Source organism: Muribaculum gordoncarteri (assembly GCF_004803695.1).
Lineage (GTDB): Bacteria > Bacteroidota > Bacteroidia > Bacteroidales > Muribaculaceae > Muribaculum > Muribaculum gordoncarteri.
In genome coordinates this window covers 205,742-227,007 of record NZ_CP039393.1, presented here as the reverse complement: position 1 = coordinate 227,007, position 21,266 = coordinate 205,742, and the positions used below count along the sequence as shown (strand labels likewise).

Here is a 21,266-nt window from a genome sequence, read left to right as displayed (position 1 = left end):
TCCTCTAATTGAAAATGTAATGAAACACAGTCCATTCATCACGATTGCAATGCTTGCCGTAGTCATGACCGCCTGTACACAGGACGACATGCACGACGGCACCAATCTCATCACCTTTGAGGCAACGACTTCCAACACCGCCCGTTCACAGGCATCCTACAGCAGCAGTAACCCGCCGTCATCATTCACCGTCTATGCCGTCAAAAACGGCACATCGGAGCTCTACATCAACGGCGATGTGGTGAACAAGACGGGCAACAGCCCCGTCACATGGGAATCGGCGGCAACCCGCTACTGGCCGGCCTATCCGCTTGACTTCCATGCCCATGTCAACGGCAGCGGATTCTATGAATACAGCGAAGGCACTCCCCGCTTCAAGGATTTCAAGCCCGCGGCCGAAGCGTCACATCAACTCGACCTGATGTATGCCGTAAAGACCAATCTATCGCGCACAACCGTAAGACTAAACTTCCGTCACGCACTTGCCCAAGTGACATTCAGTGCCGTCAACAACTCCGAATACGCCATCGAAATTTCGGAGGTTAAGATAGGCAATATACATCAGCAAGCCACATTCTCCTTTCCCTCACAGGACACCGACGGCACTGATGTCACGGGCACATGGTCGGGAATTGAATCATCGGCTACCGCCGTTTACTCGGTAACATTCAACTCCAAAAGCGTGACATCGGAGAAGACCGAACTCACGGGGGTGAATGTATCGGGAGGTGGTGACGGCTCATTGCTGCTGATTCCTCAGAAAGTGACGGCATGGAATCCCGAAAACAAATCGGATAACTACATCGGCTCCTATTTCCTCGTGAAAGTGAAAATGACCGACAGCGGCAACGCCTTGGCCTATAACGACTACATCGCTGTGCCCGTAGCCATCGACTGGAGGCCGGGAGTGCATTACGTTTACACCTTCAGGTTCTCCAAAGGGAGCAACGGCGGCTACACACCCGACCCGTCCAACCCCATATCCATATTGTCAAGCATAGCCTACGACATATCCACCGAGGACTTCATTGCCGGCGAAGAGATAACGACCGACATCAATGGCCCGCAGTCCGGCGAACCACAAGGTAGCATTAGTGGCTCAGGCACCGATGCCGTAGGCGAAGGACCCGAATCATAAGCACGAAACACGATAACTCATAAATCCATCAGTCATGAATCACTGCTTGATAAAAAACTTTCTTGCTGCCGCCGCAATGTTATCGGCGTTAACATCGTGCAACAACGATGCACTCGACACCCCGCCGTCAGGCAAAATCGTGAAGGTGACGGCCAAGGCATCGGTGGATCACGGCGATGATTCACGCTCCGCCCTGTCGGAGAAAAACGGGTCAATCGCCTTTGCATGGAGCAGCGACGACCGCCTACTGGTCACCGACGAGTCTGGAACGGCATTAGGCATCCTTGACATCGACAACGCCCAATCGGGCACTTTCTCAGGAACTCTCACCGGGCTTAATGAAGGCCGAAACGACATAAACATCTACCACTTCGGCACAAGTGACGCACTGCCCGCTTCTGTTGCCGATGCGTCATCGTTGCTGTCGCTCGACATCTCATCGCAGGAGGGCAAGCTGACCTCGTTACGTAACACCGACATGATGTTTGCCTCAACTTCAGCCAACGTGACAGGCAGCGAGGCCACAATCAGCTTCACCGTCACGCGCAGCACGGGGTTTGCTCACTATAAGCTGAACTTCACCGATGGCACAACGCTGTCGGGCAACCGCGTCACAGTTTCAGGGACCAACCTTTACAACCGATGTACGTTCAATCTCGACGGCTCGATTGCCGATAAAACATCAGGTGACATAACCGTCGAGAATAGCGACGGCGACATATACCTCACAATAATTCCCGAGCGTGACATGGCACTGACATTCACGGTGACCGTCGACGGCAACAGCTACTCGGGCACCCTGCCGTCACGCACCTACAACGCCAACCGCTTTTTCCGCAAGGCACAAGGCGAGGGAGTCGAGGTGACGATGAATGCCGTTAAGGAAAATGATAACACATCATCCACCGAAGCGACGCTTATAGGCCCCGAGATAACCCTCGGCGACAATAAATACCGATTCACAGGAGGCAACCTGTTCTTCAACACCAAAACCCGTCAATGGGGTGTATTTGGGAGTCAGACCGAATATGTCACAAAAAGGGGCTGGAACGAAGACACTCCCGAGATAATCGACCTGTTTGGATGGGGCGCAACAGGAATCGACAATGCACGCCAACCCCAATACTGGGACGCTGACAAAACGCTCTATCCGTCAATACAGGAAACCGAAAATCAGGACATAAACGAAATCAAAGCGACACAATATGATTGGGGAACCGCCTACGGCCGACAATTATCAGTCGATGTCCATGACGGCACCTATGTGACTCCTACCAAAGATGAGTGGAATACGATACTAAGCACCTTCTTCATTCATCCCGGCACGGTCAACGGCATAAAGGGGCTGCTGATATTGCCCTGCGACAACAGTGACGCAACCAAGGCAAAGGAGATATTGTCAACAGTCGGAATAAGTCAGGATGACATCTCTTCGATAAAACTCGGTCAGACAGACGCTCTCGACTACACCAAAATAGTCCTTGACTCCAACAATCAATTGACTGCAATGAACTCGGTGTTTCTTCCACTCGCCGGATATTCAAGTCCTTCTCTGAATGGCGAAAAAAACAGTGGCCTTACAGTCTATTATTGGGCATCTTCCGGCAGTTATCGCGCAGCCGGCTCCAATAAAGTTGCCAACGGATACTGTGTACGTATTGCAAATGAAAATTTGGGATCATCTGACTTCAGTATCAGTGAATGGGCGCGCAACTACGGCAATTGCGTGCGATTGCTCAAGAAAGTCAACTGATTATAATATCTAATCCTTGATTAGCCAAGCGGTCGCGACTGTCATTCATGACTATTGCGACCGCTTATTTCATCTTTTTACACGAGGGAACAACCGTTTTATATTGGTCAAGTGCTTGCTTACGCTACCCCCTACCACAACCAGCGTCACGGCTATCACAATCAATGAGAGCCCCAGTACATCACGCACGGTAAGACGCTCGCCAAACACCGTTATGCCTATGATAACCGCCGTCAACGGCTCCATTGCGCCAAGTATGGCTGTAGGAGTCGAACCCACATAGATTATAGCCATAGTCGTACACAGGAACGACACAGCAGTAGGCAGCAACGCCAACGCTCCCACACCGAGCCATTGACTAATACCCGAAGGCACATCGACATGACCCTTCATAAGCAAATTAACGGCAAATACTATCATGCCAAATATAAGCACATAGAATGTCACGGTAAGAGTAGGCACTTTGGAAAGCTCCGTCTTGTTTATACCAACTATGTAGATGGCATAAGTAAGTGCCGACAACATAACGATAGCCGTACCTAAAGGACTTAACGTACCGCCTCCTTCGCCCTTATACAATAGCCCGATACCGGCCAATGCCGCAGTAAGGCACACAATCGTGAGGCGTGACATGCGTTCATGGAAAAAGGCCGACATTATCACAGCCACCATCAACGGATAGACAAACAGCAATGTCGACGCAATGCCGGCATCCATGTAACGGTAACTCTCAAACAACGAAATCGATGAAACGCCAAGCAAAAGGCCAAACACCACAAGCAGGCCCAACTGACGCAATGTGACGGCAAATGATCGGCCGCGCACAGCCATCATCAACGCAACAATCGGGATAGCGAGCAAATAACGGAACAGAAGTATGGATGACGCATCCATACCATCGGCCATCAAAGGTAACGCAAACAACGGATTCAAACCATAGGTAGCTGCTGCAACAAATCCAAGTATATAGCCTTTCGCTTTACGAGAGTCCATAATTATTCCAATTAAGAAATTCAACTATCACAAATCAGACTGTAAAGATACTCTTTTTTATATAAAATAGCTACTTTTGCAGCATCATTTGGAGCTATCAAACTTCTGAAACTAATCATATAAATGAGAAATTCTACAAAATCATTGGTTGCCCGACAATATGTCATACCGTTCATACTTGTGACATCGCTATTCTTCATGTGGGGATTTGCACGAGCCATACTCGATGTCCTCAACAAGCATTTCCAGACAACGATGGACATAACCATAACACGCTCGGCTATGATTCAGGCCACTACCTACCTTGGATACTTTATAATGGCTCTTCCTGCCGGATTATTCATTAACCGATTCGGATATAGACGTGGTGTTGTGTTAGGGCTAATGTTTTTTGCCTTCGGCTCGCTATTGTTCATTCCAAGCGAATTGACTGTTTCTTTTAACTTCTTTCTCGTGTCGCTATTTATAATCGGATGCGGACTCGTCGTGCTCGAAACAGCCGCAAATCCTTACGTGACCGAACTGGGCGACCGATCCACAGCGGCAAGCCGCCTGAATCTCGCGCAGTCGTTCAACGGCCTCGGTTGTATTCTCGCACCGTTGATAATGGGACAAATACTGTTTACCGGCGACGAGGGCATCAACGTAGCGCTTCCCTACTCGGTTATGGGCGTTGTAGTGCTGATAGTAGCATTGATTTTCAGTCGTGTAAAGTTGCCTGAAATAACCGATGGATCCTCAGCAGGCGATTATGATGCACAATCAACCGGCACTGTCATATCCAAGTTGCTCCACAACAAGCGGTTTGTTTTCGGTGTTTCGGCACTATTCTGTTATGAGATTTCTGAAATATCCATCAACAGCTTCTTCATCAACTATGTCACCGACGGCGGTTGGATGACCTCCAAAACGGCAGCCGTGGTGCTGTCATTCGGCGGTCTTGGCCTGTTTATGGCAGCCCGAGTAACAGGAAGCTGGATAATGAGCCGCATAGCAGCAGAAAAAGTACTATGCTTTTGCGCAATAATGACTGTTATCGCATCTCTGATCGTGACACTCGACATAGGATTGATGTCACGCATCAGCCTATTTGCCTGCTATGCCTTCGAAGCGATAATGTTCCCCACCATATTTGCAATATCCATACGCGGTCTTGCGGGATCGTCGACCAAGATTGCATCGTCATTTCTCATGATGTCGCCACTTGGCGGAGCCGTAGGCACGCTTCTCATGGGCTTAATGGCCGATGTCACATCAATGTCTACAGCATTCCTGGTACCCTGCGCAGGCTATATATTCGTCCTCTTGTACTCCTTGACCGTCATGCCAAGGAAGCTACATTGACAATATCGAGCACATCACGCTCGGTGCCGCTGAACGGGCCCGAGGCGCCAAGCTTGATTGTACACATTGCTGCAGCAAAGGTTCCCGCTTCCATATATGACGCACCCTTGTTGCGCATATACAAGTATCCGGTCATATATGTATCGCCGCATCCGGTTGCATCGACCACCTCTTCGGGTTCAAAAGCCGGAATCTCATAAAAATTACCGCCTGCATATATCAGCGAGCCGTTGCTGCCGAGCGTAAGCAACACCTCCTTGACACCCCAATCGGCAAGTATTCGAGCGGCGGCATACGGATTTTTCTCACCGGTCAGCACCTCCGATTCATGCTCGTTGACCTTAAGCACCGTTATGTATTTAAGAGCCTTGCGCTTATCAACCCAGTCAATAGGAAACACCTTGTCGCCACGTACCTCGCGCAGATAACCTTGAGCGTCGACCGACAACACACCCTTTGTCGACAAATACTTAACCAATTCAAGCGGAAAATCATCGGCAAGCAGACTGCCGAGATGATAGATGCGTGCATCTACATCCTTCAGTCCCTCCACTGTGAAGGGGTCGGCCTTGGCCAGAACACGTTGCGTGCGATTATTCTGATTTTCTCCATAGATATTTTCAAAATATACCGAATTGCGACTCGGAAGAACCTTTACCTCAACTCCCTTTTTGCGAATGTCGTCAACAGCGCCCATTTCACTTTCAGCAAGTGATGTCACCAGTACAAACTTCGACGGGTCAAGAGCGCTTATACCGTGAGCGAAATAAAACGATGTTCCTCCGGGCATGTGCACTGTATGTCTTGGCGTTACAATCTTATCAAGCGTTATGTGTCCTACACAACAAATATCATACTTATTCATTCCTTATTTTCAATTTAAGTGTGCAAACTTAGCCAATTTTTTCGATATATGTCCCTACATACATCCATAAATAGCCCTGCAAAACCATTCTTAAAAATATTATTAGTATATTTGAAAATATTTTAACACCAATACCCGGAAATTTTTACCCAAAAGACCAACTGCAATGAAATCACTCCTACTTGCAATCGCGTTTTCAGCATCAATTTCGCTGAACGCAGCCGATGAAGCTCGCTTGTTGCGCTTCCCGGCAACCAACGGCAACGATGTCGTGTTCAGTTACGCCGGCGACCTATACTCCGTGCCATTGAACGGAGGCGAAGCCCGTCGACTCACATCACATGAGGGATATGAGATATTTCCCCGTTTCTCGCCCGACGGGAAATCAATAGCCTTCACGGGACAATATGACGGAAACACCGAAGTATATCTGATTCCCGCCAACGGAGGCGAACCCGAAAGGCTCACCTACACATCGACCAACTCACGTGACGACCTCGGCGACCGCATGGGACCCAACAACATCGTCATGACATGGCAGCCCGACGGCAAGGGCATCGTGTACCGCAACCGCATCGGCAGCGGCTTTGAGGGCAAACTGTGGACAGTGTCGCCCGACGGTGGAATGCCGACCGCCATACCCCTGCCCGAAGGCGGATTCTGCTCCTATTCACCCGACGGAAAGAAGCTTGCCTACAACCGCGTGATGAGAGAGTTCCGCAACTGGAAATATTACCGAGGAGGAATGGCCGACGATATCTGGATCTACGACCCGGCAGCCAAGACCGTAAAAAACATCACCGACAATGTGGCACAGGACATAATCCCGATGTGGATCGGCGATGAGATATACTTCATCTCCGACCGTGACCGCACGATGAATCTGTTTGCCTACAACACAAAGTCGGGACAAACCCGCAAGGTGACCGACTACACCGAATATGACATCAAGTTCCCGAGCAGCAACGGCAACATAATCGTATACGAGAACGGAGGCTACATCTACAAGTATGACCCGCGCTCAGGCGCACAACCCCAGAAAATCAACATAACACTTGCCTCCGACAACACCATCGCCCGAAAGGAGATGATGCCCGTTGAGGATTTCATAAGCGGATATTCGGTATCGCCCGACGCTCACCGCCTGGCTGTAACGGCTCGTGGCGAAGTTTTCGATGTGCCGGCATCAAAAGGCGTGACACGCAACATAACGCGCACTCCGGGAGCCAACGAGCGTGACGCATCATGGAGTCCCGACGGAAAGCACATCGCCTACATAAGCGACCGCACGGGTGAAACCGAAGTGTGGCTGCAGGATGTCGAAGGCGGCAAGCCGCGTCAGCTCACCAAGGACAACGACACCTACATCCGCTCAATCAACTGGAGCCCCGACAGCAAGAAGATTCTTTACACCGACCGCAAGAACCGCATCGTGGAGATCGACGCCGCTTCGGGCAGCAAGCGCACAATCATGCAGAATCCCGAAGGCGAATTCTATCAGGTAAATTACTCACCCGACAGCCGATGGATAACCTACACCAAATCGGGAGCCAACAACATGAACGTCATCTATGTCTACGACCTCACTTCAGGCAAGGAATATCCCGTCACTGAAAAGTGGTATGACTCATCGTCACCCATTTTCAGTTCCGACGGCCGTTACATCATATTCACATCGGAACGTGACTTCAATCCCACCTACGGACAGACTGAGTGGAACCATGTCTACAACCGCATGGGAGGTGTGTACATCGCATTGCTTGACAAGTCAACCCCGTCACCGTTGCTTCCATCAGATGACAAGGATCCGGTCAAAGCACCCGAAGCAAAAGCCGACGAACCTGCCAAGGCTTCATCGACAGTGAACATCGACACCGACGGACTACCGTCACGACTTGTAAAGCTTCCTCTCGCATCGGGCAACTACAGCCCCATATACTCCAACGGAAAGAAAGTGTGGTACCGCAACGGTGGAAGCGTGAACATGTTTGACCTCGAGAAAGGCGAAAACACCAATATTGCCGACGGCGCTTCGATGTCAGTGTCACCCGACGGCAGGAAGGCGACATTCTACTCCCGCGGCAACCTCTACATCACCGATCTTCCGATGTCAAATGTCAAGCTCGGCAAGAGCGTCGACTTGAGCAACATGATAGCTCCGGTAGACTATGCCCAGGAATGGCCTCAGATATTCGATGAAACATGGCGTGCATTCCGCGACGGCTTCTATCTTGAGAACATGCACGGAGTCGACTGGAACGCAATAAAGAAGAAATATGCGGCACTGCTCCCCTACGCCAAGACCCGCTACGACCTCAACTACATCATAGGCGAGATGATCGCCGAACTCGCATGCGGTCACGCATACGTAAACCCCGGCCAGATAAAGACTATCACGCGCATTCCCATGGGACTTCTCGGCGCCGAGCTCAGCCGTGACAAGAGCGGCTACTACCGCATCGACAAGATAATACCCGGAGCTGTCTACAGCCGCTCGTTACGCTCACCACTTGCCGAACCCGGAGTAGAGGTGGCCGAAGGCGACTACATCGTGGCTATCGACGGCGTGCCCACCACCGAAACCGACAACATCTACACCCTGCTCATAGGCAAAGCCAACGTGCTCACCGAGCTCACCGTAAACTCGACACCGTCGGAGAAGGGCGCCCACAAAATCGTAGTGGAGCCGATAGCCGACGAAGAGCCGCTCTATCACTACAACTGGGTGCAGAACAACATCAAGAAAGTGGAGAAAGCCACCAACGGACGCGTAGGTTACATCTATGTTCCCGACATGGGTCCCGAGGGTCTTAACGAGTTTGCGCGTTACTTCTATCCCCAGCTCGACAAAGAGGCACTCATTATCGACGACCGTGCCAACGGTGGCGGCAACGTGTCGCCTATGCTCATCGAGCGACTTCTGCGCGAACCCTACCGCATGACCATGAGCCGCACATCGTCCAAAGTGGGGACAATACCCGATGCAACACTTGTGGGACCGAAGGTTCTGCTTATCAACAAGTATTCGGCATCTGACGGCGACCTCTTCCCGTGGAGCTTCAAGGCCACAGGTCTTGGTAAAGTGGTAGGTACCCGCACATGGGGAGGCATAATCGGCATCAGCGGTTCGCTCCCCTACATGGACGGCACCGATGTAAGAGTCCCATTCTTCACCAATTACGATGCCAAGACCGGCCAGTGGATTGTGGAGAATCACGGTGTCGACCCCGACATTCTCATCGACAACGACCCCATAAAGGAGCAAATGGGTATCGACCAGCAACTCGACAAGGCAATCGAAGTGATACTTGAAGAGCTTAAGAGCCGCAAACCCCTGCCTCCCGTTCCCGCACCACGCACATTCAAGGACCTTGGCGTGGAATAGTAACTCAACTCACTGTTGAATAAAAAATATACCGGCCGACGGAGTGAATGTCACTAACCCGTCGGCCGGTATTATGTTATCGCTAAATTAAAGCGCAGCAATCAGCTCATCGATGTCACGCTCGGTAGTGGCCCAGTCGGTAACAAATCGCACCGGTGTTTCCACATCGCCCTTGGGACCCCACAGTTCAAATGACGCAACTTCCCTCAACTCGTCAATCTTATCATTGGGCATGACGAAAAATTGCTGATTGGTGGGTGAATCCATGTACAATCGATAGCCTTTCTTGACAAATCCCGATTTTAACTTCATGGCAAGTGCCACTGCATGACGCCCGATTGAGCAATACAGATCATCGGTAAACAGCGTCGAGAATTGCACACCGAGCAAACGCCCCTTGGCAAGCGTGGCTCCACGAAGCTTTATAAGCGACACGAATCGAGGCAACAGTTCGGGACGGCGCGTCACCACAGCCTCGCCGAAAAGCGCACCGCACTTGGTGCCTCCTATATAGAACACATCACACAACGATGCAATGTCCTTCAGTGACAGGTCGGCCCCCTCGGCGGCAAGTCCATAGGCAAGACGCGCGCCATCGATATATAACGGCACATCGGCTTCGCGGCACACACTTGAAATGGCCTCAAGCTCGTCACGCGAGTATATGGTGCCAAGCTCGGTGGGATAGGATATATAGACCATGGCGGGACGCACCATGTAGTGATGCGTGTCGTCACGATAGAAATCGGCAATGTAATCGCGGATGTCACAGGCTCTCAATTTTCCATCATGATTAGGTAACGCCAACACCTTGTGACCCGTAGCCTCAATCGCACCAGCCTCATGCACGTTTATGTGAGCGGTATCGGTTGCAATCACGCCGTCGTTATGGTCAAGCAGGCGATCGATAACCACGGCATTGGTCTGAGTGCCGCCCTCCAGGAAATAGACCTCGCCGTCATCAATTCCGCAAGCATCAAGAATCATGCGCCTTGCCTCGGCTGTAAACTCGTCACGCCCGTAGCCCACGGTGTGCAGGCTGTTGGTTTCATTAAGACGCTTAATAACCAGGGGATGTGCCCCCGTCATGTAGTCACTGTCAAAATATATCATTTCCAATAAATAATGTTATGCAGTGACAAAAGTAATCAATTTTTTGCAATGTAACGCATTTATTGCGGCTTACTCTCCTCAACATCAGCATCCGACGCTGCAAGTTTTTCAAGCTGATCGGGAGTAAGCACGGTGTGCTTGTCGGAGAATCGATACTTATTCAATTCAAGCGGCGACAGCACCTTGGCATCGGGAAGCTCAGGCTTGACTATTCGTTTCATTGCTTTCATAGTTTACAACCGTATTGTCAAATTGGGGCATAATCTTGTTCAGCAGCAACAGCACCGTAAGGTAGGTGACGCCAAGCACAAAGAATTCGATCCTCAACGGGAAAACGCCCTTGAGCCATCCGCCCGAAAGATAGCAGAAAAACAGCAGCCACAACGTTGCCTGCACGCTGACACACAGCGTACACCACTTGTGGGCGCGGAATCGCTGATACAATATACTCCAGAATGTAAACGGGAGGCAGCACACATTACATAACGCAAGATAGCGTATCCACTGAGGAAACATGAGCAGAGCGAGCAGGCTTACCGAAAAATATGCAAACCCGACTTCGCTCCAACTGAAGATGCCGAAGAACTTGGATGCCTTCATTTCAAGGACACTGTCACATCCTCCCTCCTGAAGCACACCGCACACTCGGTCGGCTGTGGGATTCTTGATCTTAAGCGACTTCTGAAGCAGCAGATAGGTCAGATACAGTCCACCGATGTCAAGGATAGTCAATAACACGGTAGAGATGTGACGATATATGCCGTTGTTTATAACGAGATATAAGAACAGTGCTATGACACCGCCCCACATCAACCATCCTTTGGCCTTTGCCAGCAGCTCGTCACGGTGGTGCGCGGCATAATCGGGCTCAACGGCCTTGTCGCCGGGAAATGCAAGGAATACCATTCCCGACCACACCTTCATGAATTCGCCCAGCGACATGGACTCGCTCACACCCTGCGTCACGTAATTCACGGCAACGGGCGTGACTCGGGTCACGATTACAAATCCGCCCTTTGTGCGGGCCAGAAACGGAGCCGACAACTTCATGATCTCCCTCTTGTCGCCAAGCTGAACACCCTCGCTGTCGACACCATACTGCTGCAACAGCTTCGACAAGCCGAACAACGACTTGAAAGGCATGCTGTTGAATTGTCGGTCAGAATATTCAACAGTGTGCCTTACGCCCAACTCTTCAAGGAAATCGGAGAATAATGTAGTGCCCGACTTGTGTGACATGGCCGTTGCTATCAGAGAACCGATTCAATCTTGCTCAGCAGAACTTCGCCCTCCATCTCTCCGCTGTTACGCCACATCTCCTTGCCGTTGCGATAGATGATGAATGTAGGCACCGATTCCACTTCGGCTTCGCCTGCTTTCGATTTATTCTCGTCAATGTCAAACTGATACACCTTGACGCGTCCCTGAAGCAGCTCCTTCACCTGCTCAACTACCGGCATCATGCGCTGGCAGTGAGGGCACCACGATGCATAAAACTCAACAAGTACTACGGGCTCGCTATTGATAACTTCATTGTAATCCATAAAATCCAATCATTTAAAATTAAACTTATAATTAAAAAATGGATTTACCCATCGATTGGTTTTATCATTAACAAAATTTACCCCCTGCCCTAACATACTGAGGTTAAAACATTATCATAAAATCAAGAACGCGGACCTTATTCCCATGAATGAAAATGAAGCCCGCGCCAAAACTCTGTCGCCCAATATTTGTTAACACTGGGGTACGAGGTATAAATTCGTATAATTATCCGGATGCAAAGTTACTCCATATATACAACCTTCACCATACCTAAAAACAAGTAATTTTACTCCGTTTTCATCACTATATCTAATCAATTCCGATTACTCGGCTCTCACAACCTTGAATTCCGAGCCGGTATATACAAACTCCAGCACATCCATGGCACACAACCGCACGATAATTTCCTCGGCTGTTTCACGGCTTATGTGAGCGCCGTGCATATAGTCGTCAACCGTAGTCATACCCCACTCGTCAAGATAACGCAACAAAGCAGTTTCGGCATCCGACAGCGAGAATATGCATCCGTCATCGGCCTGCTTACGCTGCCATGCGCGAACCATAATCGCCGGAGCCACGATGTTTTCATCCTTTACACGATAGTAAGCACGAAACTTTCCGTCGATGTCACGTGCAAAAACCGGCCGACGCTCGGCACGCATAATCTCGGCACGCAACACCATTGCCCCGCCCTCGACCGAAAAGGCGGTCATCTTCACATCCTGCGGAGGGTGACAATACATCTGAGCCGCCTGCTCGATCACGTAGATGTCCTCCTCGTTGCGCACTCCGGCAATGTTACCGTTGTCCTTTACACCTATAAGGAGCCGCCCGCCGTCGTTGTTGGCAAACGCCGATATGGAATGTGCGATTTTGGCCGCATCGGTTATGGCAAACTTAAAGTCCTGATGCTCATGTTCGCCCTCACTGATGAGGCTGTGAATGTAATATTTACCCTTAATAGCCTTTATGTCCTTCATCGCACACCAATCGAGATCAGTCAGGATAGTTGAGCTGCTGGGGAGTTATGTTGTCGAGAATTTCCTCAAGATACTTAAGCGCCTCCTTCTTGGCTTCGGGAAGATCCATGTAGGTGTAATTGCCGCAGTCACGCGGTGATGCGCCGGGAATGTCACCCTCGAAATCGGCAATGAAACGGAATGTTTCCCTCATCAACGGAACAATGTCGGCACTCTCATAATCGCCGCTAAGCAGCAGATATTTGCCGGTGCGGCATCCCATCGGGCCCCAATATATCACCTTGTCACGCCACTGAGGATGATTGCGCAGATAAGTTGCGGCAAGATGCTCAATGGCATGGAGAGCCTTTCCCGACAGAGGTGCCTGACGATTAGGCTCGGTCATGCGTATATCAAATGTTGTAATGACATCGCCCGAAGGCGTGGTATCCTTTCGCGACACATACACACCGCGAAGCAACGTGAGGTGATTAACCTTGAAACTTGCAATTTTTTCCATAAAGATAAGCTGTCTTTAAAGATTAAACAGCAAAGTGTTGAGAATGTTGAATGTGTGCAACGGAGCCGTTTCCCAGAAGTTTTCATACTGTGCGGTATTGTCGTCGCTCTCTCCGGGAGTATCGCTGATTACGCGAAGACTCACAAAGGGCACCTGCTTGATGTGACACACCTGGGCAATGGCAGCCGACTCCATGTCAACGGCAAGCACATCGGGATAGAGGCTCTTGATGCGTGACACCTCCTCGGGATTGTCGACAAACATATCGCCCGATGCTATAAGGCCTCGCTTTATGTGCTCGTCACGTTCAAGACACGGAAGCTCGATTATCTCGGCGGGAGCGGTGAAGAACTTGGGCATGCCCTGAATTTGGCCCCGCTCGGCACATGGCCCACACCACACATCATGGTAGGCCACACGCTCGCCCACGACTACATCGAGTATCTTTGCCTCGGAACCGGTACCGCCGGCGACTCCGCTGTTGATGATGAGATCAGGCCCGAAATTGTCAATCATCGTCAATGCGCCTATCGCGGCGTTGACCTTTCCGATGCCGCACTGCATCACCACCACATCCTTGTCGTGGAGGGTTCCGCAATGAAACACGATGTCATTGACCGTCAATTCACTTTTATCGCTGAGTAGCGGCAGCAGAAGGTTGAGCTCCTTGCTCATGGCCACGATTATACCTATTTTCATAACTCGGCTGTGTTTAAGATGGAGTATTGTTTATTACGCGAAGTTACTAAAAATCCGTGACAAATCAGAATCGCAATACGAGTTCGACCACCGCCTTGTCACCGCTGTCGGGTGTCGTCACCGCATCATGATGATAGAAATAACACTCATAATTGGCACGAAGGTCGACAAAGAGATTCTTGGATCGATAGTAACTTATAGTGGCACCCACCGTAACGCGATTACGTGGAGGATTATCGGTTATGAGCACTCCGTCGTCGTTGCGCTTGCCATTGCTGTGAGCGGTCATGCCGTCAAAGCGGCCCTGAAACGACAATCGGTTGAAGACACCGGCCTCTATGGGCATATAGTAACTTGCAAAGAAGTTATAGGCGTGACATGGCTTGTGACTGCTGTTGGTGTAGTGCTTATACATGTATTCGCCCTCCACCATCCAGCGATTGGCACTCCAGCTTACGCAGCCGTCAATCAGATTGGCACGTATCGAATCGGGAATTACCGACTGAACGCCTGTCGAGAGTTTGACATTGCCCAGTGTATAGGTAGCCTTGCCGGCAAAAGCAAGCGACTTGTTCCATCCCGAATGATCGCCTATGGTAGTGGGGTTGAAGGCTCCGAACTCTACCACAAGCGGTATCTCGGAGAAGTCGTAGGACAATTTCGCACCCACGGCACGGACATTACACACATCCTTGCCTATGAACGATCGATTGGCAAAATAGTAGCTGTTGGGGCCACGGAACGGGTCGACGCCAAAAGGCATTCTGAACTGTCCGGCCTGAACCGACAATCCCTGCATTATGCGCATTCGCGCCCACACATCGAGAATCTTTATCTTTCCCCTGTCGCAGAAATCGGTATTGATGTAGTAGTTTATCGACGGCGCAACCATGCCATCGATGCTGACTCGTGCGTTACGCACCTGAAAACGATAGTCGCCCGACTCCGTGGCCACCTCAAATCGCGAACGTATAGTTCCGTGCACATTGGGCCGGTAATCGACTTCATCAGCGGCAAACGCATCAAGACCCGCCATAAACATAGCCACAATAGGCAACAACCTGAAAAAAGCAAATCGTATCATAAAATGTTATCTATAAGACTCTGCGAAGTTACCAAAATGTAGTGACTCCCACAAAACAAGTTGAAGGAATGTGACGATTTATCCCTTCAGTTATATAATTTTTAGAATTATGTCGCGACACATCCGACTATACAACAGCTAATTCATTCATCGCCAAAATCGATAGCCGCTATAGATGGTGACCATAGCAGAGTGATTTATCTTATCCGTTTATCCAACTGTTTCGACGCTCAAGCACGGCATTTGACTCCGAAAGGAGCTTGAGAAACTCTACGGCCGAACGCTTACGATAGGAATTTCGCAACGTGTGAATACATCCCGTCATGTTGTTGCCTTGGTCCATTATGCGCAACGCCCTCACCTGATTGTCGCCGTAGACGGTAGCCTCCGACAGCACCGTAACGATATCGGTGTTCTTAACCAGTTTCAACAGAATGTTCACTTCGTTCAGCTCAATGCGCACCTTATAGTCAAGCGCCCTGCCTGAAATCAGGGAATCAAATGCGTTACGCGCCTGCAATCCACACGATGGCAGAGCAAGTTCATAACGCTGAAGGTCGGCAAGACTCACGCTGTCACAATCGGCCAGCGGATGCCCCGGCCTTACTATGGCCGAGAGATGCGTGTCAAACAACACATGCGAGTCGATGCCGTCACGTGTGGCCAACGGCTTGAATGCCAATACAAAGTCCACATCACGCGCTACGAGCATCGTCATCAGCTCCTCCATTGTCTTGTAGAACACATTCAACTTTATGCGGGGATACTTCTTCATGAATGTTATCACGGTTTCGGTGAGGATGGGGCTGAACGAATAGGTGACGCCGATGTTCAACGTGCCCACCGACAGCCCTTTTATGTCGGCCAGCCGTTCCTTGCACGCCTGGGCGGCACTAAGCGCGTCGACAGCCGATGACAAGAGTTCACGCCCCTCCTCGGTAAGCAGTACGCTGTGACTGTTTCGCCTGAAAAGTTGTACGCCAAGCTCCGCTTCAAGCTGCTGAATCTGCTGTGACAGTGTACTTTGCGAAATGGCGAGCTGTTGAGCCGCCTGTGAGAAATTGAGCGTGCGTGCCGCCGTTACATAATATCTGAGTTGTCGTAGTTCCATACGAAATCAATGTTACGTTACTTTATATGTCAACGCGTAGCGGTGAAAGATATTTTCCTGAAAACGAGTATAGGCAACATTTCGCCCACTACCATTGAGAGTATAACAAGCACACACGTGACTCCGTTGAACTCAAAGAGATAAAAATAGTGAGAAAACTCGCTTTCGCACGAGGTCGACAATGCAAGCACAAAAGCTTGTACTGACCGGTAGGCATATATTCCCGGAATCATAGGGAGCAGCGCCGGGAAGCAGAAAGTTTCAGGAGGGCATTTGACTCGCGGAGCCATGATTATCGACATGAGCCCGATGACAAGGGCCCCTGAAAGACTTGCCGACACAATGCCAAGTCCAAGCAGGTTCATCAGGCAATAGCGGCTCACATGCCCCATTGCCGCTATAAGCGCACAATATTTAAACGCCATGCGGGGAGGATTGCTTATAGCAGCGAAACCGATAGCTGCAAGTGCCGCAAACACCCCGTCCTCCAATATGTCCAATATGATACTCATTGCTTCAAAACACCTTAAGGTTCATTATGAAAAAAGCGCCGGTCAACCCGAGAGCGATGCACGCCGTCAACAGCGCAGCGTCGATGAATCGGCTCAGAGAACAGAGGTAATGCCCTGTCAACAAGTCGCTCACGCTGTTTATATAGGGAATTCCGGGAATCAGATACAACACACTGGTGGCCAACGCAACATCAGGCGTTGACGACAGCGAAAACACGTGGCCTGCTGTGGCCGTGACCGCCGAAACGAATGAGCAGAAGAGAAACACCGCCTTGCCGTCGACATGATGCGACATGAGAATGTTTTTCAACGAATACCCCAGCATGGTTGCCAACGCCACTATACCCATAGCCGTCACATCGCCGCCAAATAGCCGGCAAAACGATGCGTTGGCAATAACCACGAGCCACATCACCTGCCACACATTGACGGGCTTGATGTTGATGATGCGACCGAAAAGTCGCCGGGCATGACTCATAGAGCAACGGCCCTCGGCGACACGCCAGCTAAGGTTGCTCAAACGTGTGTTTATGTTGTAGCTCACCGGCACACTCGTGCGAGCCGTGGAACATTGACACCGCTCTCCGCTACTGTTATCAATCAAGGTGACGACAATGTGCGAGGGCAGTATCATCAGGTCGGCCTTCGCGCCTACGGCATTTGCCATGCGGGCCACATTTCTTGTGATTCGCTCACACGTGGCACCGCATCCGAGCATATATGACGCATAGTCGCCTAAAAATCGGCAATCGTCGTCACGTGAAGAGGCACCGCTATTCATAGTCGTCACAGTCGTCGTCATCATAGTAACGGTCATTATGCTCAATCTCAATAAAACGATGTTTCAATCCTGAAACCAAATTCTCTTCGTGATACAGGTAATAGAAAATCAATCCCAGTACGACTGCACCTACAATAATAATCCATAGAATCTTAGTCGTCATCATAAACTGTCAATTTTTTTAATCGCACAAAATAACAATATTCTCCCGGACAAAGTTATGTGCCGATTACGCTTTGTTTCGATAGCCGTGATTGACAATTTCGATAAGGGTTCTAAAAAATACCACCGCCATAATTGATGATTACGGCGGTGGCGGTGAACTATTTTATCGCAGAAAGGTTATTAGATGTAGAGAAGGCATTTTTCTGGCTTTATTAAAAAGCCAAATCCCAAAATGAAGATAGCCTTCTCCGCCCCCTTCCCCAATTACGGGGGAGGTGGCTCTTTTTATATAGGTATGCCATTACTTGGCGGCACTCCAGTGCTTCTCAAGACGAGCCTTCTCCTCAGCGGTAATGGGGATGATCGATCCGTGCTTGGGCGATGTGAAGTTGGTGATTTTCATCACGCCTTCATTGAAATGTCCGAGATTCTTGAATGTCTTGAAGTCGGTAGTTTCAGCAAATCCGAAGTTATTGGGACGAATGCTGAAAATGTCATACATCAGCACCCACTTGTCCTCGCCTATGCGCTTCCACACATTGGGAGCCTCGCAGGCACCGTCCTCAAAGTCAACCTGATCGGGAAGATATTCCCAGGGGCCGTTCACATTGTCGGAATAGGCGATTTTAATTCCACCGGGTTTCTCCTGTGCAACGTAAGCCATGCACCAGCGTCCGTCGGGCATACGCGAGATGTCGGCATCAAGCACCTCGATGTTTTCATCGGGATACTCCATCAGAAGCTTCGGCTCGGTAACAAGAGTAGTGAAGTCATCATCGGTATAGGCATAGTAGAGCTTCGAGCCTCCGTTGCCCATTCTCGATGTAAAGTAAATCATCATCTTACCCTCGACCGGGTCATATATAGTTTCGGGAGCCCATATACAGCCGGCATTGCCAAACTTCTCGGGATAAGTCTTGTCGATGCGCATGTTGCTGCGTGTCCAGTTGATCAAGTCGTAGGACTTCATCATTACAAGAGCCTGGTTGTTACCCCAGCCGTAATCCTCGGCAGGACGGTCCCACTGAGTTTCACGCAATCCGCGCTGCTTTGCAAATATGTGCAGGTCGGTCATGGCTAGATAGAATGCGCCATCGGGGCCACGCGAGATGTGCGGGTCGCGCACACCCTTCTGCTCGGCGATTGTGTCACCGGCAATTATGGGCTTACCGTCGTTAAGCGCAGTGAATGTGTAGCCGTCATCGCTCGTTGCCATGAAAAGGCCATGAGTGGGGTCGCTGAAGAAAACAAACAGATAGGCGCTCATTTCATCCTCCGTCGGCACATGACGGTCGGCGGCCTTGGCTCCGAATGCCAGGAGGCACAAGAGTGCCAATGCAAGACTGTGTAGTGATTTCATGTTTCTTACGTTTTAGTTAATTTATTAGGTTAAACGATTTTGGTTGAATATGCAAATGTAATGATTTTATTCATGCAAATTGACTTATCTTCACTTTTTATGTTAAAAAATAAATCCTTAACCCATCAGCAGGCACCGGCCGACAAAGTAAGACCTCATTCCACAAACGTTTGTTAAGAGCAGTTCCATTTTATTTCGCTAACTTTGCAAAAAGCATGAAGGTAGTACGCAACAACATAATCCCATTCGGTAAAGGCTACGGAGCCATCAATCTGTTTGGCATTCTGTTTGCCAAGCACAACATGGCCGTGACTCCCGAAGTCATCAACCATGAGATGATCCATTCCCGGCAGATGCGCGAGTTGCTCTTCCTGCCCTTTTACATCATCTATGTCGTCGAATGGCTTATAAATATTGTGCGTTACGGAGGCAACACCCGAAGAGCCTACTACAACATCGCATTTGAACGCGAAGCCTACCGTCACAGCAACGATCTCGACTACCTGAGTCATCGCCGTCACTTCGCCCAATGGCGCAAACAGTAGTCATTGCACAAAAAAGCCGAACCACCCTAAAGCGGTCCGGCATATATAAGCGGTACAAATCAAAATCAACGTATGAGAGCACGGCCGGCCCAAACGAGGAGTACACCGAGTACTACGCTCGCTGCAAGGTAAAGCACGCATGTCGACCACTCACCCTTGCTGCCAAGAACCCACATGTCATCGGCAAATGAAGAGAATGTAGTGAAACCGCCGCAGAATCCGGTAATCAACAGCACATTTTCGCCCGGAGTCATGACATGAGCTTTTTCAAGAAGACCGAAAAACAATCCGATGATAAAACAGCCTATGATATTCACCATGAATGTTCCCAGCGGGAAAGCGCCATGAAACATTCCCGAACACCATTTACCTATAAGATAACGGCCACAGGTGCCAACAAATCCACCTGCTCCTGCAATTAACATCGCCTTAATCATAATCGATAGTATTTATAAGTTATAAATTAAATTGTCATTAAAATAAATTCAATATTTTCAACGAACTTCGGCATACTATAGTTCAAAACTAACTGAAAATATTAACATGTCACCAAAAATTTAACATTTGTGTCTGACTATAAATATTTTTAGTCTATTTTTTTAATGATTATTATTATGATATTGCAATATTTTAGATTATCTTTGCTAAATACACTATTGGAGGTTTTCATAAACTTAAACTAATCATTAATATTTCCACATAAATGTTTGACCACAAAGCAAATAACAGGAACGGCAATTTTTATAGCCGCTCTAATTCCCCTCAAAACGGCACTATCGTGCCCGAAATGCACAATAAGAATGCCGGAAGCAATCCAAACGACCCGATGCGTCCCATTGGACCGGCCAACACTCAATATGAAAGGCCGGTAGTAGGATTCCTATACTCAATATCGCGTAAGGGAGTGGGCGAATACTGGCCTCTGCACCCCGGCACCAACACAATAGGCCGCAACGAAGGATGTGACATCGTGCTGAAAGAAGCCACCGTATCAGGCGAACACGCATTGTTGCAAATCAAGCAGATGGAATCGACCGGTGAGATTCTCGCGCAAATCAAGGACGCAGGCTCGGCCAACGGAGTATGGGTCGACAACAACGAGCTACGATTTGACTACTTCCAGTGCGAAAGCGGCAACATCCTGCGCATAGGCAAAAACTACTCGCTGCTGCTTATCCTTATAAACGCCAAGGAACACGGGCTGTCGGTGGCCGAAGAGTTTATCCCGACCGAAACATCAGGACCGATTCCCCCGATTCCCGGCGACAACAGCGACAAAACAGGAGGCTTCTACGACCACACCAACCGCAACACCGGCGGCACCGTGGGCATGGACGACGGAACATCAGGATTCAACGCAGGAGGCACCCAATTCCTCTAACTGAAACCCACAA

Annotated in this window: 22 protein-coding genes; 6 read left to right on the top strand and 16 right to left on the bottom strand. The window is 49.7% G+C overall.

What is annotated here, in order from left to right; genetic code table 11:
• Positions 1–19: 19 nt before the first annotated feature.
• Together E7746_RS01010 and E7746_RS01005 are read left to right on the top strand one after the other, a co-directional pair.
• The gene (locus tag E7746_RS01010) at positions 20–1,138 is read left to right on the top strand and encodes a fimbrillin family protein (protein WP_168184271.1); all 1,119 of its coding nucleotides are present in this window, start codon (positions 20–22) and stop codon (positions 1,136–1,138) included.
• A gap of 76 nt (positions 1,139–1,214) precedes the next feature.
• Complete coding sequence (locus E7746_RS01005; protein ID WP_238337280.1) at positions 1,215–2,891, top strand: fimbrillin family protein; 1,677 nt, start codon at positions 1,215–1,217, stop codon at positions 2,889–2,891.
• Positions 2,892–2,960: 69 nt separating this feature from the next.
• On the opposite strand, the gene E7746_RS01000 is transcribed toward E7746_RS01005, so the two are convergent.
• Entirely contained in the window at positions 2,961–3,884 is a 924-nt protein-coding gene (locus E7746_RS01000; RefSeq protein ID WP_123395206.1) for a DMT family transporter, read from the bottom strand.
• A 123-nt stretch (positions 3,885–4,007) separates the two neighbouring features.
• On the opposite strand from E7746_RS01000, the gene E7746_RS00995 reads away from it, so the two are divergent.
• Complete coding sequence (locus E7746_RS00995) at positions 4,008–5,228, top strand: sugar MFS transporter (RefSeq protein WP_123395205.1); 1,221 nt, start codon at positions 4,008–4,010, stop codon at positions 5,226–5,228.
• On the opposite strand, the gene E7746_RS00990 is transcribed toward E7746_RS00995, so the two are convergent.
• Positions 5,206–6,093: a PfkB family carbohydrate kinase gene (locus E7746_RS00990; protein ID WP_136409557.1), complete on the bottom strand. Its 888-nt coding sequence runs from the start codon at positions 6,091–6,093 to the stop codon at positions 5,206–5,208. The two genes, E7746_RS00995 and E7746_RS00990, sit on opposite strands and share 23 nt — an antisense overlap.
• A 166-nt stretch (positions 6,094–6,259) precedes the next feature.
• Here E7746_RS00990 and E7746_RS00985 point away from each other — a divergent pair, with 166 nt between their 5' ends.
• Entirely contained in the window at positions 6,260–9,478 is a 3,219-nt protein-coding gene (locus E7746_RS00985; protein ID WP_136409556.1) for a S41 family peptidase, read from the top strand.
• Positions 9,479–9,565: 87 nt separating this feature from the next.
• Here the strand turns inward: E7746_RS00985 and E7746_RS00980 are convergent, their stop codons facing one another.
• From E7746_RS00980 to E7746_RS00930, 13 genes are all read right to left on the bottom strand, one after another.
• Positions 9,566–10,591 carry a threonine aldolase family protein gene (locus E7746_RS00980; protein ID WP_136409555.1) on the bottom strand — a complete coding sequence of 342 codons (1,026 nt, stop codon included), beginning with the start codon at positions 10,589–10,591 and terminating at the stop codon, positions 9,566–9,568.
• 59 nt (positions 10,592–10,650) lie between these two features.
• Positions 10,651–10,812, bottom strand: coding sequence for a hypothetical protein (locus E7746_RS15055; protein WP_168184270.1), 162 nt, complete (start codon positions 10,810–10,812; stop codon positions 10,651–10,653).
• Positions 10,790–11,830 carry a vitamin K epoxide reductase family protein gene (locus E7746_RS00975; RefSeq protein WP_136409554.1) on the bottom strand — a complete coding sequence of 347 codons (1,041 nt, stop codon included), beginning with the start codon at positions 11,828–11,830 and terminating at the stop codon, positions 10,790–10,792. The genes E7746_RS15055 and E7746_RS00975 overlap by 23 nt, the downstream gene beginning before the upstream one ends.
• 11 nt (positions 11,831–11,841) lie before the next feature.
• Positions 11,842–12,135, bottom strand: a complete 294-nt coding sequence (locus tag E7746_RS00970; protein ID WP_238337279.1) for a thioredoxin family protein — start codon at positions 12,133–12,135, stop codon at positions 11,842–11,844.
• Positions 12,136–12,459: 324 nt separating this feature from the next.
• Positions 12,460–13,116 (bottom strand): AlbA family DNA-binding domain-containing protein, encoded by a 657-nt coding sequence (locus E7746_RS00965; protein WP_123395199.1) that lies wholly within the window; start codon positions 13,114–13,116, stop codon positions 12,460–12,462.
• 16 nt (positions 13,117–13,132) lie between these two features.
• Positions 13,133–13,615 (bottom strand): S-ribosylhomocysteine lyase, encoded by a 483-nt coding sequence (locus E7746_RS00960; RefSeq protein ID WP_136409553.1) that lies wholly within the window; start codon positions 13,613–13,615, stop codon positions 13,133–13,135.
• A gap of 15 nt (positions 13,616–13,630) precedes the next feature.
• The gene (locus E7746_RS00955) at positions 13,631–14,314 is read right to left on the bottom strand and encodes a 5'-methylthioadenosine/adenosylhomocysteine nucleosidase (protein ID WP_123395197.1); all 684 of its coding nucleotides are present in this window, start codon (positions 14,312–14,314) and stop codon (positions 13,631–13,633) included.
• 64 nt (positions 14,315–14,378) lie between these two features.
• The gene (locus tag E7746_RS00950; RefSeq protein WP_136409552.1) at positions 14,379–15,398 is read right to left on the bottom strand and encodes a porin; all 1,020 of its coding nucleotides are present in this window, start codon (positions 15,396–15,398) and stop codon (positions 14,379–14,381) included.
• Between the two features lie 202 nt (positions 15,399–15,600).
• Positions 15,601–16,509: a LysR family transcriptional regulator gene (locus tag E7746_RS00945; protein ID WP_136409551.1), complete on the bottom strand. Its 909-nt coding sequence runs from the start codon at positions 16,507–16,509 to the stop codon at positions 15,601–15,603.
• A gap of 29 nt (positions 16,510–16,538) precedes the next feature.
• Positions 16,539–17,021, bottom strand: coding sequence for a threonine/serine exporter family protein (locus tag E7746_RS00940; RefSeq protein WP_123395194.1), 483 nt, complete (start codon positions 17,019–17,021; stop codon positions 16,539–16,541).
• A gap of 4 nt (positions 17,022–17,025) precedes the next feature.
• A complete protein-coding gene (locus tag E7746_RS00935) occupies positions 17,026–17,826 on the bottom strand; it encodes a threonine/serine exporter family protein (protein WP_238337278.1) in 801 nt (266 codons plus the stop codon).
• Entirely contained in the window at positions 17,795–17,968 is a 174-nt protein-coding gene (locus E7746_RS15050) for a hypothetical protein (RefSeq protein WP_168184269.1), read from the bottom strand. The genes E7746_RS00935 and E7746_RS15050 overlap by 32 nt, the downstream gene beginning before the upstream one ends.
• A gap of 300 nt (positions 17,969–18,268) precedes the next feature.
• Positions 18,269–19,327: a glycoside hydrolase family 43 protein gene (locus tag E7746_RS00930; RefSeq protein WP_123395192.1), complete on the bottom strand. Its 1,059-nt coding sequence runs from the start codon at positions 19,325–19,327 to the stop codon at positions 18,269–18,271.
• A gap of 215 nt (positions 19,328–19,542) precedes the next feature.
• Between E7746_RS00930 and E7746_RS00925 the strand changes: the two genes are divergently transcribed.
• Entirely contained in the window at positions 19,543–19,872 is a 330-nt protein-coding gene (locus E7746_RS00925; protein ID WP_136409550.1) for a hypothetical protein, read from the top strand.
• 65 nt (positions 19,873–19,937) lie between these two features.
• Here the strand turns inward: E7746_RS00925 and crcB are convergent, their stop codons facing one another.
• On the bottom strand, positions 19,938–20,309 hold the full coding sequence (crcB, locus tag E7746_RS00920) for a fluoride efflux transporter CrcB (protein ID WP_135946491.1): 372 nt from the start codon (positions 20,307–20,309) through the stop codon (positions 19,938–19,940).
• Positions 20,310–20,659: 350 nt separating this feature from the next.
• Here crcB and E7746_RS00915 point away from each other — a divergent pair, with 350 nt between their 5' ends.
• Positions 20,660–21,253: an FHA domain-containing protein gene (locus E7746_RS00915; protein WP_123395419.1), complete on the top strand. Its 594-nt coding sequence runs from the start codon at positions 20,660–20,662 to the stop codon at positions 21,251–21,253.
• Positions 21,254–21,266 lie beyond the last annotated feature (13 nt).

Excerpts from the sequence above, each read along its gene's own strand:
- E7746_RS01005 (WP_238337280.1), top strand. The coding sequence starts at position 1,215 with ATGTTATCGGCGTTAACATCGTGCAACAACGATGCACTCGACACCCCG.
- E7746_RS00960 (WP_136409553.1), bottom strand. The coding sequence starts at position 13,615 with ATGGAAAAAATTGCAAGTTTCAAGGTTAATCACCTCACGTTGCTTCGC.
- E7746_RS00940 (WP_123395194.1), bottom strand. The coding sequence starts at position 17,021 with ATGAGTATCATATTGGACATATTGGAGGACGGGGTGTTTGCGGCACTT.
- E7746_RS15050 (WP_168184269.1), bottom strand. The coding sequence starts at position 17,968 with ATGATGACGACTAAGATTCTATGGATTATTATTGTAGGTGCAGTCGTA.
- E7746_RS00980 (WP_136409555.1), bottom strand. The coding sequence starts at position 10,591 with ATGATATATTTTGACAGTGACTACATGACGGGGGCACATCCCCTGGTT.
- E7746_RS00925 (WP_136409550.1), top strand. The coding sequence starts at position 19,543 with ATGAAGGTAGTACGCAACAACATAATCCCATTCGGTAAAGGCTACGGA.
- E7746_RS00915 (WP_123395419.1), top strand. The coding sequence starts at position 20,660 with ATGCACAATAAGAATGCCGGAAGCAATCCAAACGACCCGATGCGTCCC.
- E7746_RS00975 (WP_136409554.1), bottom strand. The coding sequence starts at position 11,830 with ATGTCACACAAGTCGGGCACTACATTATTCTCCGATTTCCTTGAAGAG.
- E7746_RS15055 (WP_168184270.1), bottom strand. The coding sequence starts at position 10,812 with ATGAAACGAATAGTCAAGCCTGAGCTTCCCGATGCCAAGGTGCTGTCG.
- E7746_RS01010 (WP_168184271.1), top strand. The coding sequence starts at position 20 with ATGAAACACAGTCCATTCATCACGATTGCAATGCTTGCCGTAGTCATG.
- E7746_RS00965 (WP_123395199.1), bottom strand. The coding sequence starts at position 13,116 with ATGAAGGACATAAAGGCTATTAAGGGTAAATATTACATTCACAGCCTC.
- E7746_RS00990 (WP_136409557.1), bottom strand. The coding sequence starts at position 6,093 with ATGAATAAGTATGATATTTGTTGTGTAGGACACATAACGCTTGATAAG.
- E7746_RS00950 (WP_136409552.1), bottom strand. The coding sequence starts at position 15,398 with ATGATACGATTTGCTTTTTTCAGGTTGTTGCCTATTGTGGCTATGTTT.
- E7746_RS00930 (WP_123395192.1), bottom strand. The coding sequence starts at position 19,327 with ATGAAATCACTACACAGTCTTGCATTGGCACTCTTGTGCCTCCTGGCA.
- E7746_RS00955 (WP_123395197.1), bottom strand. The coding sequence starts at position 14,314 with ATGAAAATAGGTATAATCGTGGCCATGAGCAAGGAGCTCAACCTTCTG.
- E7746_RS00995 (WP_123395205.1), top strand. The coding sequence starts at position 4,008 with ATGAGAAATTCTACAAAATCATTGGTTGCCCGACAATATGTCATACCG.
- E7746_RS00935 (WP_238337278.1), bottom strand. The coding sequence starts at position 17,826 with ATGATGACGACGACTGTGACGACTATGAATAGCGGTGCCTCTTCACGT.
- E7746_RS00970 (WP_238337279.1), bottom strand. The coding sequence starts at position 12,135 with ATGGATTACAATGAAGTTATCAATAGCGAGCCCGTAGTACTTGTTGAG.
- E7746_RS00985 (WP_136409556.1), top strand. The coding sequence starts at position 6,260 with ATGAAATCACTCCTACTTGCAATCGCGTTTTCAGCATCAATTTCGCTG.
- crcB (WP_135946491.1), bottom strand. The coding sequence starts at position 20,309 with ATGATTAAGGCGATGTTAATTGCAGGAGCAGGTGGATTTGTTGGCACC.
- E7746_RS00945 (WP_136409551.1), bottom strand. The coding sequence starts at position 16,509 with ATGGAACTACGACAACTCAGATATTATGTAACGGCGGCACGCACGCTC.
- E7746_RS01000 (WP_123395206.1), bottom strand. The coding sequence starts at position 3,884 with ATGGACTCTCGTAAAGCGAAAGGCTATATACTTGGATTTGTTGCAGCA.